This is a genomic window from Halotolerantifilum yawarlongkerapense, assembly GCF_054506745.1.
This window is the reverse complement of record NZ_CP199719.1, coordinates 124,422-139,753: the sequence shown is the minus strand read 5'-3', so window position 1 is coordinate 139,753 and position 15,332 is coordinate 124,422. Positions and strand designations below refer to the sequence as shown.

17 protein-coding genes are annotated in these 15,332 nt (G+C 54.2%); all 17 read right to left on the bottom strand.

All coding sequences use genetic code 11. The features are described 5' to 3' along the window. Window positions 1-14: 14 nt before the first annotated feature. Window positions 15-200: a flagellar FlbD family protein gene (locus ACULM0_RS00700; protein WP_463678536.1), complete on the bottom strand. Its 186-nt coding sequence runs from the start codon at window positions 198-200 to the stop codon at window positions 15-17. Window positions 201-250: 50 nt separating this feature from the next. Then, on the bottom strand, window positions 251-1,609 hold the full coding sequence (locus tag ACULM0_RS00695; protein WP_463678535.1) for a flagellar hook protein FlgE: 1,359 nt from the start codon (window positions 1,607-1,609) through the stop codon (window positions 251-253). 92 nt (window positions 1,610-1,701) lie between these two features. Beyond that, on the bottom strand, window positions 1,702-2,097 hold the full coding sequence (locus ACULM0_RS00690) for a TIGR02530 family flagellar biosynthesis protein (RefSeq protein WP_463678534.1): 396 nt from the start codon (window positions 2,095-2,097) through the stop codon (window positions 1,702-1,704). A 17-nt stretch (window positions 2,098-2,114) separates the two neighbouring features. Continuing rightward, window positions 2,115-2,546: a flagellar hook assembly protein FlgD gene (locus ACULM0_RS00685; protein WP_463678533.1), complete on the bottom strand. Its 432-nt coding sequence runs from the start codon at window positions 2,544-2,546 to the stop codon at window positions 2,115-2,117. A 15-nt stretch (window positions 2,547-2,561) separates the two neighbouring features. Next, window positions 2,562-3,938, bottom strand: a complete 1,377-nt coding sequence (locus tag ACULM0_RS00680; RefSeq protein WP_463678532.1) for a flagellar hook-length control protein FliK — start codon at window positions 3,936-3,938, stop codon at window positions 2,562-2,564. A gap of 20 nt (window positions 3,939-3,958) precedes the next feature. Then, a complete protein-coding gene (locus ACULM0_RS00675; protein ID WP_463678531.1) occupies window positions 3,959-5,206 on the bottom strand; it encodes a hypothetical protein in 1,248 nt (415 codons plus the stop codon). Next, a complete protein-coding gene (locus ACULM0_RS00670; protein ID WP_463678530.1) occupies window positions 5,207-5,653 on the bottom strand; it encodes a flagellar export protein FliJ in 447 nt (148 codons plus the stop codon). It lies immediately after the preceding gene. A 10-nt stretch (window positions 5,654-5,663) separates the two neighbouring features. Beyond that, a complete protein-coding gene (gene fliI / locus ACULM0_RS00665) occupies window positions 5,664-6,971 on the bottom strand; it encodes a flagellar protein export ATPase FliI (protein WP_463678529.1) in 1,308 nt (435 codons plus the stop codon). A gap of 5 nt (window positions 6,972-6,976) precedes the next feature. Then, window positions 6,977-7,732 carry a FliH/SctL family protein gene (locus tag ACULM0_RS00660; protein ID WP_463678528.1) on the bottom strand — a complete coding sequence of 252 codons (756 nt, stop codon included), beginning with the start codon at window positions 7,730-7,732 and terminating at the stop codon, window positions 6,977-6,979. After that, the gene (gene fliG / locus ACULM0_RS00655) at window positions 7,725-8,729 is read right to left on the bottom strand and encodes a flagellar motor switch protein FliG (protein ID WP_463678527.1); all 1,005 of its coding nucleotides are present in this window, start codon (window positions 8,727-8,729) and stop codon (window positions 7,725-7,727) included. Before fliG ends, ACULM0_RS00660 begins: the two co-directional genes overlap by 8 nt. Before the next feature lie 13 nt (window positions 8,730-8,742). Continuing rightward, window positions 8,743-10,302 carry a flagellar basal-body MS-ring/collar protein FliF gene (gene fliF / locus ACULM0_RS00650; RefSeq protein ID WP_463678526.1) on the bottom strand — a complete coding sequence of 520 codons (1,560 nt, stop codon included), beginning with the start codon at window positions 10,300-10,302 and terminating at the stop codon, window positions 8,743-8,745. Window positions 10,303-10,334: 32 nt separating this feature from the next. Continuing rightward, entirely contained in the window at window positions 10,335-10,628 is a 294-nt protein-coding gene (gene fliE / locus ACULM0_RS00645) for a flagellar hook-basal body complex protein FliE (protein ID WP_463678525.1), read from the bottom strand. 4 nt (window positions 10,629-10,632) lie between these two features. After that, window positions 10,633-11,073: a flagellar basal body rod protein FlgC gene (flgC, locus tag ACULM0_RS00640; protein ID WP_463678524.1), complete on the bottom strand. Its 441-nt coding sequence runs from the start codon at window positions 11,071-11,073 to the stop codon at window positions 10,633-10,635. A 5-nt stretch (window positions 11,074-11,078) separates the two neighbouring features. After that, a complete protein-coding gene (gene flgB, locus ACULM0_RS00635) occupies window positions 11,079-11,477 on the bottom strand; it encodes a flagellar basal body rod protein FlgB (RefSeq protein WP_463678523.1) in 399 nt (132 codons plus the stop codon). A 170-nt stretch (window positions 11,478-11,647) separates the two neighbouring features. After that, on the bottom strand, window positions 11,648-12,424 hold the full coding sequence (gene codY, locus ACULM0_RS00630; protein WP_463678522.1) for a GTP-sensing pleiotropic transcriptional regulator CodY: 777 nt from the start codon (window positions 12,422-12,424) through the stop codon (window positions 11,648-11,650). A 15-nt stretch (window positions 12,425-12,439) separates the two neighbouring features. Beyond that, on the bottom strand, window positions 12,440-14,512 hold the full coding sequence (gene topA, locus ACULM0_RS00625; protein ID WP_463678521.1) for a type I DNA topoisomerase: 2,073 nt from the start codon (window positions 14,510-14,512) through the stop codon (window positions 12,440-12,442). A 116-nt stretch (window positions 14,513-14,628) separates the two neighbouring features. Then, window positions 14,629-15,318 (bottom strand): DNA-processing protein DprA, encoded by a 690-nt coding sequence (gene dprA / locus ACULM0_RS00620; protein WP_463678520.1) that lies wholly within the window; start codon window positions 15,316-15,318, stop codon window positions 14,629-14,631. Window positions 15,319-15,332: the final 14 nt, after the last annotated feature.

The window sequence follows — 15,332 nt, the reverse complement described above, 5'->3', positions numbered from 1 at the left end:
AACGACACCTCATTTCATCTGGCGTAAAGTCTTCTCCTATAGTTTACGATATCGTCTATGATGTCTTCAACCTGTTCTTTCACAATAATCTTACGACCGGTTGTGAGTGTGATCACGGTGTCAGGTGTCGACTCGATGAATTCGATCAGATCATCATTCAGGACGAGCCGGCGGTCGTCTAGTTTCGTCAACTGGATCATCCGCTCATCGCTTCCTTTCTCTATGCATCTCTCCCCTGTCTACCCGGGGATTATCGCTTGAGGTTCACCAGTTCCTGCAGAATCTCATCCGATGTGGTGATGATCCTGGAATTCGCCTGGAAACCACGCTGCGTGGTGATCATGTTCGTGAACTCAGCGGCCAGATCCACATTGGACATCTCCAGGGCTCCAGGTGTGAGAGAACCGAAGCTCCCCGATGCCGGTTGACCGTATTTGGGCACGCCGGAGTTGGGTGTTTCGGAGAACAGGTTGTTCCCCGTCTTCATGAGTCCGGGTGGGTTGTCGAAATCAGCGATCCCGATGGTCCCGATCACATCGCGTTCACCGTTGGTGAAGATCCCGATGACCTCTCCATTCTGGGCGATGGTGAAGGACTCGATGGTCCCGGCGCTGTTGCCCTCGACGATCGTGCCCTTGACATCCGTGGTCTGGTCGAACTGGGTGAAGACGCGCACGTCTCCCTCGACGTCGGCGTTCTGGTAGAACATCCGCTCGTCGACGAAGAGGTTCAGTGGAGCTGCTCCTGCCGGTTCAAGCGTCAGGATATGATCTGGATCCTCAATTGCATCAAATGCACCCATATAAGTTTCAACATCAGCTGTCGGATCATCGGTGATATCTCCAGGGTATCTGTTAACTCCTAAAAATTCACCATTCTCGTCAAACTCTACGAAAACACGATCTTGGAAGTCTCCATCGTTGTTGTCTCCATCTGGATTATTACCGAAGATCATATTACCGTCCTCATCATAGATGCGCATCTCACGGATAGAACCCTCGGTTCCGTTGGGAATGGCTTCGTTGGGAAATTCCACTGTGAGGGTTTGTACCCGGCCCAGCGAATCATAGACGTCGGCCGTGGTGGTGTAGCTCTCGGTGTTGTAGCCCAGGTTGCCGTTGAGCACAACGCTCTGGGTGGCCGTGGCCTTGACCGTGTCGGACTGGTTGATCTGGACGGGTTTGAAGTTCTTGTCGAGCACCTTCATTCCGCTGGCTGTGACGAGAAAGCCGTCGCGGTCGAGGGAGAAGTTACCGGCCCGTGTGTAGAAGCGGTTCTGACCCGCGGAGTCGGCCGAAACGATAAAGAAACCGTTCCCGTCGATCATCAGGTCCGTGGTGTTGTCGGTTCGCTGGGTGGAACCCTTCTGGTGGTTGACGCTCACGCTGTTGGTGTTCACGCCCAGGCCCACCTGCTGTGGATTGGTACCCCCGCGGTCTGCCGTGGGAGCGCCTGCCCCCTGTAGTGTTTGCGAATAGATCTCGGCGAACTGTACGCTCGAGGCCTTGAAGCCAACGGTGTTGACGTTGGCAATGTTGTTTCCGATGACATCCATGCGCAGCTGGTGCGCTCTGAGTCCGGATACACCGGAGAACATCGATCGCATCATAGTCCATTACCTCCTTGGTCGGAGGCTCTCATCCGTGGTTGATCCCGTCAATCGGTCGGGGATCGAAAAGACTTCCGTTAGGTCCGGTCTTATCAGAGGATGACAGCTCCATCGATATTGGTGAATACATTTGCTTGCATCTGTTCTTCTGTCACTGCCGTGACGATCGTCCTGTTCTGAACGCTGGCGATAAAGGCGGCATTGCCCTTGATGATCAGTGCATCCCTAACCCCTTTGTCCCGCGCCTGATCCATGGCACCCGAAAGGGCCTTTAAATCGGACTCCGTCAGATCGATCTTTCGCTCCGCCAGCCTTTGGGCAGCGTGCTTAGAGATCTTGATGGCGCCATCCTTTTTCTGGACGCGGTCTAAGATCTGATCGAAGCTCGGTTGATTCGTTCTCTGCGGACGAGTCTCCTGGGGTTTTTCGACGGCACGGCCGCGCACCCGGTTCAGGATATAGTCATTCGAGATCGGTGGTTGTTTCATCGGTCGATCACCTCGGATCAATCGTAAGCGCCGAGCGCCTGGTTCATCTTGATCAGTTCGTTCAAGATCTGCACATTCGTTTCCTTCATCTCCGTCTGGTCGGCCTGTAGTGACGTGATCGCTTCTGTATTGGCCTGAAGGGCTTCTAGCATCCCCTCAAGCGAAGAGAGCTTCTCGTTGGTCTGCGCCGTCTGATCGGCAGAAGCGCGCATGGCCTCCGACATACCCGTCAATTTCTCCAAGCTGGCAAACTGGGTCATCTGTGCAATGAAGTCCTTGTTATCCAGCGGGCTGAGCGGATCCTGGTACTGGAGCTGCGTCGTGAGGATTTTCATGAAGGCATCTTGGTCGAGTTCTTGGGACTCCCTTTTCTTGATCTCAGACTCCCGCTTCATGAGGTCGTTCAGGTATTCATACTGGTCCTGGGTTATTACCCCCGTTAGTTCCATAGGCTTTACACCTCCTTATCCGAGGTAGTCGATGGCATTGATCCCCGACTCAACGTAGTCAAAGGCATCATAGGGAATCGAATCTTTTTCAGGTCGCAATACGAGCGGTCTGCGCGTCTGCTGTCGGTGGGGCTGTCCACCGCGTCCATCCGTCTGGTCCTTGTTCACCGATACATTGAGGCCGGCCACACCAAAACCCTTGTCGGATAGCGATTGTTTCAGATCCGCCAACTGTGATTCGATGGCCTGTTTGACCACCTCACTGGCTACGCGCATCTCCGCGAGCACCACACCCTTTTCGATGGATAGTTTCAAGTGCACCTCTCCAAGTTGGGCTGGTTTCAAGCGTAGGGTCATCTCACTGGAGCCATCGTCGAGCTGTACTGTTCCCTTGACCACTTGATCCATTACGCCGTTTTTCACCTGTTCAAAGACCTTATGCTGTTTGACGAGCTGCTCGAAAGGCGTCTCTGCTGTTTTTACGGGGGGCGTCTTACCCTCTCCCTCGCGTAACACCTGGGCGTTTACCGGGGTCTCTTCCGTGCGCCGGTCTACCACTGTGATCTTCGTCTCTTTTTGCGAAGGTTGCTCTCGGTCGTGGTCCTTTTTTTGTTCTGCAGTTGCCTGGGTCGTACCCTGCTCTTGTGGGCCTTCGGTGCCCAGAGACTTATCCGAGGCCATCTCGGAATCAACCGACTCAGGTTTCTTCTCCGGCTTCTGCAGGGTTTCTGTTGCCATTTCGGGTTGTATCGGCTTTTCCTGTGTTTCGAAGGCCTTTTTCACTTGGTGGAATGTCTTTTCAAGATCGATCTCGTCAGCGCCATTCTTGGCTTCCGCAAACTCGGCTAATAACGTCTCGATTTCTCTTTCTGACAGGGCTCCGTTCTCTGTCTGCTCGGCCATTTGGCTCAGCTGGTCAGTCAGTTGTGTGATCAGACCCTCGAGTTCCCCTTTGAAAGCGGCAAGCTCCGAAGCTTCGGGTGTTTCGAAACCGGGCATCGCGCTGATCATCATGACGATCGCTTCTAGTCCCTCGAGTCCTTCCAAATCCAGCTCACCAGACGCTCTCAGCGACGCGATCTTTTCGATCGCCGCTTCCGACAGACCGAGAGACTTCAGGATTTTTTTTAAGACCTTATCGGGCTTCACCGGTAGCTTGTCGATACGTTCCTCTACCCTGGCCTCTTGTTTTTTTACCGGTTGTGCGACAGGCTCGCGCTTTTCAAATTCTCTTGCTTGCATCGGATTACTGTCGCTTTGCGTCTTTCGATGCATCACCGACTCGAAGGGCGCGACATTCTCTTGAGGTCGCAACCGGTAGGGTTTGGGGTCAGGCGTCACTGAGGAGCCGATGTGCTGGGCTCCACCCATCATCATACTCCTAGCATTCAAATCATTCACCTCCTCATCCATCAATCCTCACTGGGTACCGCTAGCATCCGCGTGATTTCCGATGCCAGGGTATCATCATACGTCGAAAGAATTGAACCGATTGTTCTCGTGTCAAACTGCCGCAGGATATCCAGGGCGATCATCTCATCGGTAATGGTAATCGTGTCCCCACTCTCGAGCGAATAAACGCTCGGTGCAGCGGAGTTGCGGATCATACGCCTGAGGTTGTTCGCCACCGCCGCGTTGTTCATACTACGATAGATATCGGCTAATTCCCTAACATTATCGTCATATTCATCGTAGATCTTAAGCGCTTTTCGAATATCTTCGGTGAGGGTTTCTTCTCTACCCTCCATCAGCTCATTTTCCTTGATGGTATTCAGCAACGAGAAGACGAAGGGGTCATCCTCTAGGGTGCTCAGGATTTCTCCCGCCTTGAGGGGGCCCAGTTCCGAATAGATCACGGCCAAATCCGACAAGTCGTAGGTCCCAGTGCTGCCAAGGATTTCCACCAGCGCAGCCGATGGTTGAGAGCCGTAGATATCCGCCTGGTTCTGAAGCTCCCGCAGGCGGTTCTGCCGATTGGCCATGGCCGTCAGGATCTGGTCGTACTTCGCATCGCTGAAGTAGCGTAGCACCTGGTCGCGATCCTCTTCTCTGAGTTGTTCGATGAGTCTGGCGACGGTCGACACCTCTAGATAATCCAGGGTGTTGGCCAGGTACATATGCCCGTTGATCGAACTATCGATCATCTTTTGCATTTCCCCGACGGCCGTCTGTAGCGAGAGGCTCTTCAGGTAATCGGCCTGTTTTTGCAGATCTTCCTTGCGCTCCTGATCGATCTGACCGAGGGTACTCATGATCACATTGTCCGCCAGACTCTGCTGCCGGATCTCCTCGAGGATCACCCGCGTACTGTTCGGGTTGATCCTGAGCATGGAGCGCACAACTCGCTCGTAGGTCTGTTCATCTTCTGAGCGAAGTAGCGTGAGCTTATCCACGGCCCTCTGCCTTTCGATGTCGAGCATATACAGGGAAATTTCCTTGATCTGCTCCCCCAGCTCCTCCTGAGTCGGTTTCGAGGCAAAATACTCTCCGACGGATCCCGGGGCACCCGAGAGCATTTGGTTGGCCGTCATTTGGAAATCTTCGCTCAGCAGGTAGAGTGAGCCCAAGATCACTCCAGGAACGAGGATGAAGATCGCCAGGACCACGACGACGGACAACAGGACGCGACTTTTCTTGTTCTGTTCATTTCCCGCGGCCATTTACTCACCCTCCCTCTTGAAGCTCCGGTAGTTGACAATCTCCTCGATCACCTTGCGCTCTGATGCCTCGAGTGCCTCCAGATAGCGCGCCTCATCTTTCTCACGTAGTTTTTCCATGGTCTTTCTCTCCTGCATTGCCTCTGTCACCTCTTGTCTCTTGGCAATCACATGTGCCGTGACACGTTGTAGTTCGCCTTCGAGACGTTCTTTTTCCTGACCGTAATAGGTCCTGGCGCGATCCATCTGCTGGCGGTACCAGGTGTTGAAACGGTCTTCTTCCCTTGCGATCGATTCGTAAAATGACCGTTCTTCCTCGATCAAGGTCTTTTTCTGTTGATGTAAGCGCTGGCGACGGTTCTCGGCCTCTGCCAACTCCATCTTCAGCCGGTCCTCTGTCTCACGTCGGATCGTCAGGATCTTTTCAAATCGGAAACGAAATTTCTTCACCTGTCCCTACCTACTCCCCTAGAACGGAAAGCAGCGCTTCAACCGTTCCCTCGTAATCGGAGCCTTCTTCCATTCCTTGCTGGAGGAAGAATCGGATTTCTTCGATACGATCGATCGCTGCGTCGATCCTGGGGTTAGAACCCGGGGCATAGGCCCCGATATTGATCAGGTCCTCCGCCTCGCGGTAAACCGAAAGAAGCTCTTGCATCCGGTTCGACGCTTTCAGGTGTCGGTCTGTAACGAGCTTGGGCATCACCCGCGATACGCTTTCGAGCACATCGATCGCCGGGTAGTGGCCACGACTGGCCAGCTGTCTGGAGAGCATGATATGCCCATCCAGAATCCCCCGGACGGCATCGGAAATGGGTTCGTTGAAATCATCCCCATCCACGAGCACCGTGTAAAGGCCGGTGATCGAACCGATATCAGAGGTCCCGGCCCGCTCGAGGAGCTTCGGAAGGGTGGCGAAGACACTGGGGGTATACCCCCGCGTCACCGGCGGTTCTCCCACGGCCAAACCGATCTCCCGCTGCGCCATGCTAAAACGCGTGACAGAGTCCATCATAAAAATCACATTTTTCCCTTGATCGCGAAAGTACTCGGCGATCGCCGTGGCGATCAGGGCACCCTTCACGCGCACGAGGGCAGGTTGATCGCTGGTCGCCACAATCACGACAGAACGTCTCAAGCCCTCCTCCCCGAGCTCGTTCTCAATGAACTCGCGTACTTCTCGTCCCCGCTCACCGATCAAGGCGATCACGTTGACATCGGCAGTGGCCTGCTTGGCGATCATGCCCATGAGCGTGGATTTTCCCACGCCACTACCTGCAAAGATCCCCACGCGCTGGCCCTTCCCACAGGTCAGCAGGCCATCGATGGCGCGTACGCCCATGGATAGGACGCTACGGATTGTCTTGCGCGTCAGTGGATTGGGCGGCGAACGGTAGGCGCTGTAGGCATCGGTGGTGGCGGGCTCCGGGCCCCCATCGATCGGGCGACCCATCCCGTCGAGTATCCGTCCCAAGAGGGAGAAACCAACGTTCACCGTCAGGCGCTCACCGTAGCTGATGACCGCGCTACCAGGTCCGATGCCATCCATTTCCCCGAGGGGCATGAGGATCACGCGATCGTCGCGAAAGCCAACGACCTCGGCCTTCACGGGCTCCCCCCGCGTAATGGGGTGGATCTCGCAGAGTTGTCCCAACTCGACCGAAGGCCCGATGGACTCGATGGTGAGACCCACCACTTTCGCCACCAGGCCTTTGTATTCAATGAGTCCGGTTGTCTCGATCGCGTGCCTAATACTTTCTAAGGCCATTTCGGTCACTCCCCGAGGCGGGCCCTGAGGGCGGCCTCAATCCGTTTGAACTGCTTGTCGATGCTAAGGTCCACTGCGCCACCATCGGATTCCACCACCACGCTACCGGGCTTTAGTTTGGGGTCCTCTTCGATCACCAGCTGACCCACCTTGTCCGTGAGCACCACGAGCTCGGGTTCGAGCACGCGCGCATAATCTAGATCTCTGGGTGATACGAAGACCCGCATGGTCTCGATATGGGAGAGCCTCTGGACTCCATCGCGTAAAAGCCCCTCGATGGAGGAGGTCTCTTCCATTTCCTTGCGCAGCACCCGTTCGATTGTATCGATGGTTAGGCGAAGGAGATCCTTTTCGGCCTTATCAAGGTAATCGCGGTATGCTTCGATAGTCTGGTCCTTGAGTGCTCTTGCCTCGTCGACGATCTGCCGCGACTCCTGCCAGCCTTCTGTGTAGCCTTGATCGATTCCCTCGGCGTGACCCGCCTCACGGGCTTGTTCGCGGATCCGCTGGGCCTCTTCGCTGGCCATCTCAAGGATTTGCTGTTTCTCTGACTCCGCCTCGTCGATCGTTTTCTTCGCCTCGGAAAGCGCGTTCTCAATAATTGCATCCGCTTCTTTCAAACGTCGTTCTTTCAGTTCCTCTGTACTGGGGCCGGTCGGTTCGGCATATTGCTCTTCATGGGTCGGCAAAGGTGCCTTGGGTGTCACGACGTAGGCCTTGTCATCGATGACGATTTGTCGTCCCTTGAGGATCTTAGACAATCAGCTCATCTCCTCCACCGCGCGCGATGATAATTTCTCCAGCTTCCTCAAGCTTACGGATGACATTCACAATCTTCTGCTGGGCTTCTTCCACATCACGAAGCCGCACGGGACCCATGAACTCCATGTCTTCCTTCATCATATCGGCCATGCGTTTGGACATGTTGTTGAAAATCAGATCCTTGACCTCTTCTATGCTGCCCTTGAGCGCAATCGTGAGGTCCTGATTGTCCACTTCCCGGATAAAACGCTGAATCGATGTGGAATCGAGGTTGACGATGTCTTCGAACACAAACATCTTCTTGCGGATTTCCTCCGCTAGCTCTGCATTCTCAATCTCGAGCGTCTCCATGATGTACTTCTCTGTCCCACGATCCACGGAGTTGAGGATATCCACGATCGACTGGATCCCGCCTGTCGAGGAGTAGTCTTGGGTGACCATCGAAGACAGTTTGCGCTCGAGGACCAGTTCGACCTCCTTGATGACATCGGGTGATGTGGAGTCCATGGTGGCGATCCGTTGGGCTACATCGGCCTGTTTGTCCTGGGCGAGGGCCGATAGGATCGTGGCAGATTGCGAGGGGTTGAGATAAGAGAGTACCAGTGCCAATGTTTGCGGGTGTTCGTTCTGGATGAAGTTCAACAACTGGCTAGCATCTGCCTTGCGGACGAAATCAAAGGGTCTCACCTGCAGGGAGGCCGTCAGCTTGTTGATGATTTCCAGAGCCTTTTGGGATCCCATCGCTTTCTCGAGGACCTCCTTGGCATACCCGATGCCGCCCTCGGAGATGAACTCCTGCGCCAGGCAGATCTGGTAGAACTCCTCCATGATGTTTGTCTTCTCCTCGGGTTTGATCTTGCGCATATTGGCGATTTCAAGGGTTAGTTCCTCAATCTCTTCTTCCTTTAGCTCCGCGAAGATTTTTGCGGAGTAATCTGGACCCAGGGCAATGAGCAGCACCGCCGCCTTTTGCTTACCAGTTAGATCCTTTGCCATGCTAACACTCCTTCTATTTATCTTCGCTCATCCAAGCGCGCATCAGACGGGATACCGCCTCGGGATTTGAATCGATGAACTTTTCGATCTGATACTTAGGACTGTTCTTGTCCGCTTCCTTGGACTGGATTTCGTCGAGCTCTCGCTCGAGTTCCTTCTGCTTCTCCTCCTCTTCGAGGAGTTTTTGCCTCTGCTTGCTGCGCAGCCGCATCACGGCGAAAACAGCGAGGGTCGCGATCACGATACCTACGGCGATCATGATGAGCACACCCACCGGTATGCCGAGAACGGTTCCCGCCGAATCATCGGGGCCAAAGACATCGTAATCGGCCAGTGGATCGGCGAAGGCCATGGCGGTCACCTGGACGGCACCGGGGTCCACGCCGGCGGACGCCGCGATGAGTTGACCGAGCTCCGCCCGGTGTTCTTCTGTGAGGTTACTATTCTCGAGAACGGTCTCGTTCACGACCACCGCGATGGAAAGGGACTCGATCTGCCCCTTGGCCTCCACAAGGCGGGTGTTGATCTCATTGAGTTCATAATTTAGCGTTCGACTGGCGCTCTGGTAATCGCCGGCTCCCGAGGCCTCTTCCACGTAGTTGGTGGTTTCGCCGTTGGCGTCCGTACCGGGCACGCCCTGTGCCCCGTCGTTGTTGACCTCTTCGGAAATCTCTGAGAGGCTCCTCACGAGACCCTCATTGTCCTCCTCATTCGGCGGTTCGAAGACCGTGGAGACCACTTCCCGTGTATCGAAATTCAATGTGACGCTGGGCATCACCTTCACATTGCTCTGTCCGTAGATCGACGAGAGGAAGGTCATGAGCTGCCTTGTCAGGCGCTCTTCCACCTCAATCTGCAGCTCGTACTGCGTGGAAGCGATCATATCGTCCGTGCTAGCACCCGCGCGGTTGAGCTGGACACCACTGTTATCGATGATCGATACGTTGTCCTGTTCAAGTCCCTTGACGGAGTTCACCAGGATCATCACGATACCTTCTACCTGTCGGTCGGATAAGGTGACGCTGGGCCGTAACTGCAGGATGACCGAGGCACGCGATTGGTTATCGGCGTTGACGAAAAAAGCACTATCGTTCGGTATGTATAGGTTGACCACGGCATTCTCGATTCCCTCGAGGGTTTCAATGGCTGAGGAGAGAGCCGTCGCCTGGGCAATCAAAAACATTTTTTCCTTCGTCTCCGAGGTCGTGGTGATCGAACTATTGTTAAAGGCTTCGGTCCAGGAAAAGTCCTTCTGACCCAAGATGCCATCCACGGCCAAGGCCATCTTGGCGCGGGTCAGGTCCTCCTTGGGGACCAGAATCGTACTCGCATCCTGTTCATCGCGCCAATTCACGCCCAGTTCATCGAGCCTTTCCGTCACTGCGGCCGCCTCCGTCACGGCGAGACCCTGCGCCAAGGGTACGTAGTCGGCGCGAGTGGTCAAAAAAATGGTCAACGTCAAAAGGATCACCAGGGCGAGGGCGCCACCGGCGACAGCGATTTGACGTTTTCTGTCCAGCTTGCCGAACAAAGTCTGAAATTGTTCTTTTAGTCTTGATATAAAATCGGGCACGCCGCATCACACCTCATTCTCGTCTATCTACCTTACAGTTGTAACCTCATGATCTCCTTGTAGGCATCGATCACCTGCGTCTTGATCTCCAACGCAAGGTTCAGGGCGATCTCCGCCTGTTGGGAGGCTACCATGACATCGTGTAGATTGTCGATCTCCCCGATGGCCAGCAGGCGATCCATTTCCTGTGCGTTGAGCTCAGTTTCGTTCAAGTTCCTGAGGGATTCGTTCAGAACCTCCTTGAAATCAATACCCGCGGTAGCCTGGTCCTTCCCAACGGTCCTATTGGGCATGGTCGGCATGAGTCCATCGATCTTGATATCCATCTATCTATCTCCCGATCTCTAGGGCCTTCATGGCCATTGCTTTTGAACTGTTCATCGCCGTCACATTGGCTTCATAGGCACGAGAGGAGGCGATCAGGTTGATCATCTCTGTGACCACATCCACATTGGGCATGTAGACGTACCCCTGCTCGTTGGCCTCGGGGTGCCCTGGATTATACTCTTTCTTAAAGGGTGCCTGGTCTTCTATGATGCCCACGACCTCCACACCCTGACCACCGTGATCGAGCCCTTTGGCACGATCGATGATCGACGAGAAGCTGGCATCTTCCTTGGAGCGGAACACCGGCATCTGACGGCGATAAGGCGTACCTGCGGCCGTGCGCGTCGTGTTGGCGTTGGCAATATTCTTCGAAATAATATCCATGCGCAGGCGCTCGGCCGTGAGACCCGTGGCGCTCACTGTTATCGATTTAAAAAAACTCATGCGTCCTACCTCCCGTTCCGGATGACGCTCTTCAAGCGGTTGATCTGTTGGTTCAATTGATTGATTGTGGCGTTATATTGAATCTGGTTGGCCGCGAGTTCGGCCATCTCCACATCGATATCCACATTGTTATCATCCTTGCGGACCGCAGTATCGCGCACCTTCTCAATCCGAGGACCCAAAGTGCCCTCTGGGGTCATGTGACGCGGATCCGTCATGGCCATCTGGACACCAGAAGTTCTCTGGAGTTCCTTTTTTAAGGTCTCTTCAAAACGGACGACTTCCCGCTTGTAGCCGGGCGTCTCTGCATTAGCCAGGTTGTTCGAAATCGCCTCGTTCTTTAACCACGAACCATCCAGTGCGCGATCGAGAAAGAGCATCTGACTCAACGATTGATTTAACATCACAACTCACCCCTTTGTCACAATATCGTCACCGGGTGTACAAAGCTTGAGTTCCCTTGCACCCGGACATGCTTGATACTATTATTTCATACAACATCTACCGCATCAATCCTTTTTTTTACCCATATATGGTATAGGGCGAAAAAAAAAAGAAAGTGTCTCCACTTTCTTTACCGTTTGATGCGTTCGAGCTCAGGCTTGAGCATATCATTGAGGATCTTGATGTACGTTCCCTTCATCCCGAGGCTACGCGATTCGATCAGTCCCGCGCTCTCGAATTTCCTCAGCGCGTTGACGATCACCGAACGGGTGATGCCGGCTCGGTCCGCCACCTTTGAAGCGACCAAGAGGCCCTCGTCTCCCTCGAGCTCGTTGAAAATATGCTCGATGGCCTCGCGCTCCGAGTAGCTTAGGGTACCGATGGCCATCTCCACCAACGCCTGCTTGCGCGCTTTCGCTTCCGCTGCCTCGCTTTTCGAACGCAGGATCTCCAGACCTATGATTGCAGAAGCATACTCCGCGAGCACCAGATCTTCTTCTGTGAAACTCTCGGTTCTTCTCGAAAGGATCATGGTTCCCTGCCGCTCGTTCTTCCCTACGATGGGAATGATCGTCGCGAACTTGGTATAAGAGTCGATATCGTTCTTAAAGACATCGATCAGGCTATCGCGGGTAAGGTTTACCTTCACCTCATTGATCTTATTGATCTGCTCGGTGTAGTCGTGGGGGAAAATCTGCACATTGCTCCCCTCTTCATCGATCAAAGGGCTATCCTCGTGATCGTAAAGTCCCAGTCCGATGGCCTTCCCCTTCTTGCTGGCCACGTATACATTGGCAAGCAAGATGTCTTTTAGCGAATCGCATAGTTCGTTGAAGGACAAGGGCGTACCGCCGGTGGTCATTAAAATTTTATTCAGACGTCGCATTTTTTCTAATAAAGTAGACAATGATGTTCCCTCCTCTTAATCGTTGAGCGGTTCTGTGTAATCACACTTCTTGTTCATGCACTTGATGGACGCACCCTTGCGCGTTCTATGTTCCACCAATGGCTCCGAACATTTGGGACACGGTCTGCCGACGGGTTTCTTCCACGAAACGAAGCGACAGTCCGGGTAATTAGAACAACCGTAAAAGGTTTTGTATTTCTTTGTTTTTCTTTCGACCACCTGTCCGTCTTCGCAGCTCGGACAAGGGACACCGATTTCGATCAAAAAGGGTTCGGTGTGATCGCAATCAGGGTACTGGCTACAGGCGTAGAATTTTCCGAAGCGGCCGTGACGGATCACCATCTCCGCCCCACACTTGGGGCAGATCTTATCGGTTTTTTCCGTCATATCCACTTTCTCGATGGCCTCATCGGCCTTCTCGAGGAGCTTCTCGAAATTCTCGTAGAAAGAGCGGATGACCTCTTTCCATGCGTGCTCGCCTTCTTCGACCCTATCGAACTCCGACTCCATCGTGGCTGTGAAGTCCACGTCCACGATGGTATCGAAGTGGTTCTCCATGATATCGTTCGTCAGTTGGCCGAGTTCCGTCGGCTTCAGACTCTTCTTCTCTCGCTCGACATAACCGCGGGACAAGATCGTGGAGATCGTCGGCGCATAGGTACTCGGTCGCCCGATACCCTTGTCCTCCATCTCCTTGACCAGTGAAGCTTCCGAATAACGTGCGGGTGGCTTCGTGAAGTGCTGAGAAGGTTTGAAGCGAATCTTCTTGAGCTCTTCCCCCTCCACCAGCTCAGGTAGCACGGTGTCCGTGAAATTCTGGTAGCGATAGACTTTCAGGTACCCATCGAAAAGCGCACGGGTGCCGTTAGCCTTCAGGTGATGCTCACCGTTTGCCACATCCACGGCAATGGCCTCATAACTGGCGGCCGCCATCTCTGAGGCCACGAAGCGGTCCCAGATTAATTTATAGAGTCGGTATTGGTCTTTCTTCAGCGATTCGTTGATTTTCTCGGGGTCCAGATGCACGTAGGTCGGCCGGATGGCTTCGTGCGCATCCTGTGATCCTTTGACCGCTTTTTTCTTCTGTCCCTTCTCGTTGAGATACTCTTTCCCGTAGCGCTCACCGATCAGGCTGTGGGCTGAGCTTTTCGCCTCGTCGCTCACGCGCGTTGAATCCGTACGCATGTACGTGATCAGACCCGTTGTCCCCTCACCCTTGATCGCGATACCCTCGTAAAGCTGCTGGGCCACCATCATGGTCTTCTTGGTGGAGAAACCGAAGCGATTGGAAGCTTCCTGCTGCAGGCTGGACGTCGTAAAGGGCGCGAAGGGTTTTCTGTACTTGGTCTTCTTATCCACGGAATTCACGATGTAGGGATGCTTGAGGAGTTCTTCCTCGATTGCCGTCACCGTGTTCTTGTCCGGCAATGTCTCTTTTTTCTTTCCCTTCCCTGCATACTCAATATCGAAGGGCGTCAGGTCCTTTTCCGTCTTCTTTACCGAGACGGCCAGTTTCCAGTATTCTTCTTCCACGAAAGCGTCGATCTCCCGCTCGCGATCGCAGACCAGCTTAGTGGCCACCGATTGTACGCGACCCGCGCTGAGACCCTTCATGATCTTTCGCCATAGAATGGGGCTGATACTGTAACCCACGAGTCGGTCCAAGATCCGTCGGGCCTGCTGTGCATCCACCAGGTCCTGGTCGATGGACCTCGGGTGTTTCATGGCCTCTTTGATTGCCGTTTTCGTGATCTCCTGGAAGGTCACCCGGCAATCGGAATCGGGATCGATTTTCAAATAGGTCGCCAGGTGCCAGGCGATTGCTTCGCCTTCGCGGTCGGGGTCGGTGGCAAGGAAGACTTTTTCAGCCTTCTTGGCCAGCTTTTTCAATTCCTTGAGCACTTCACCTTTTCCGCGGATGGTGATGTAACGTGGTTCGAAATCGTTGTCCACGTCGACACCCATCTTTGATTTCGGCAGGTCACGTACGTGACCCACCGATGCTTTGACTTTGTAATTTCTTCCGAGAAACTTCTCGATCGTCTTCGCCTTGGCCGGCGATTCCACGATCACAAGATACTTTGCCATAGTCACCTCTCCAGTGGGGATGCTAATATTTTAAATGTTCCGAATCGTTTCATCTTTTTGAACACTTGAGCCTCCATTTAATATAAAGGTCCCTCATGGGTTTGTCAAGTCGCACCTCACCGGTTCACAAAAATTTCAAGAAGATCCGCGACATCGTCCAAGGGGGTGGCCCCCAGTTTTAATAAATCCATCAAGCCCGCGCTGTTGGGCCTAGCCGGGTGTTGGGGGACCACAAAAATCTCTCTACCGAGAGAAAGGGCGAAGTCCACCGTGTGGCGGGTGCCGGAACGTTTTCCGGCCTCGACCACCACCACGGCCTCGGACAGGGCAGCGATCAACCGGTTGCGCTGTACGAACCGGTAACGGCCGACGGGTGTATCCAATGGATAGGCGCTGATGAGCAGGCCCCGTTCTTTCAATTGCGTGTAAAGATGCCGGTGTTCCGGCGGATAGACCGTGGAGAAACCATGCCCCAAGATGCCTATGGTGGACCCTCGACCGGATAGTGCACCGCGGTGGGCCGCCGCATCGATACCCCTGGCAAGGCCGCTGACGACGGTCACACCGTTTTCGGATAGGGTCCTGGCGATTGTTCCTGCCGTGTGGACCCCCGTCTGTGTGGCCATTCTGGAGCCGATGATCGCCACACGCCGGCCCGTGAGCAAGGTGGTATCGCCCAAGAGGTGAAGCCTCTCCGGTGGACGGTGCAGGGTTTCCAGGGCCAAGGGATACTCGGCCTCCCCCCTGTGGCTCAAGTGGATACCCAATCGTGCTAAACGACTTATGTACTGCTGGTCAACGCGCATGAAACGCCCCCCTT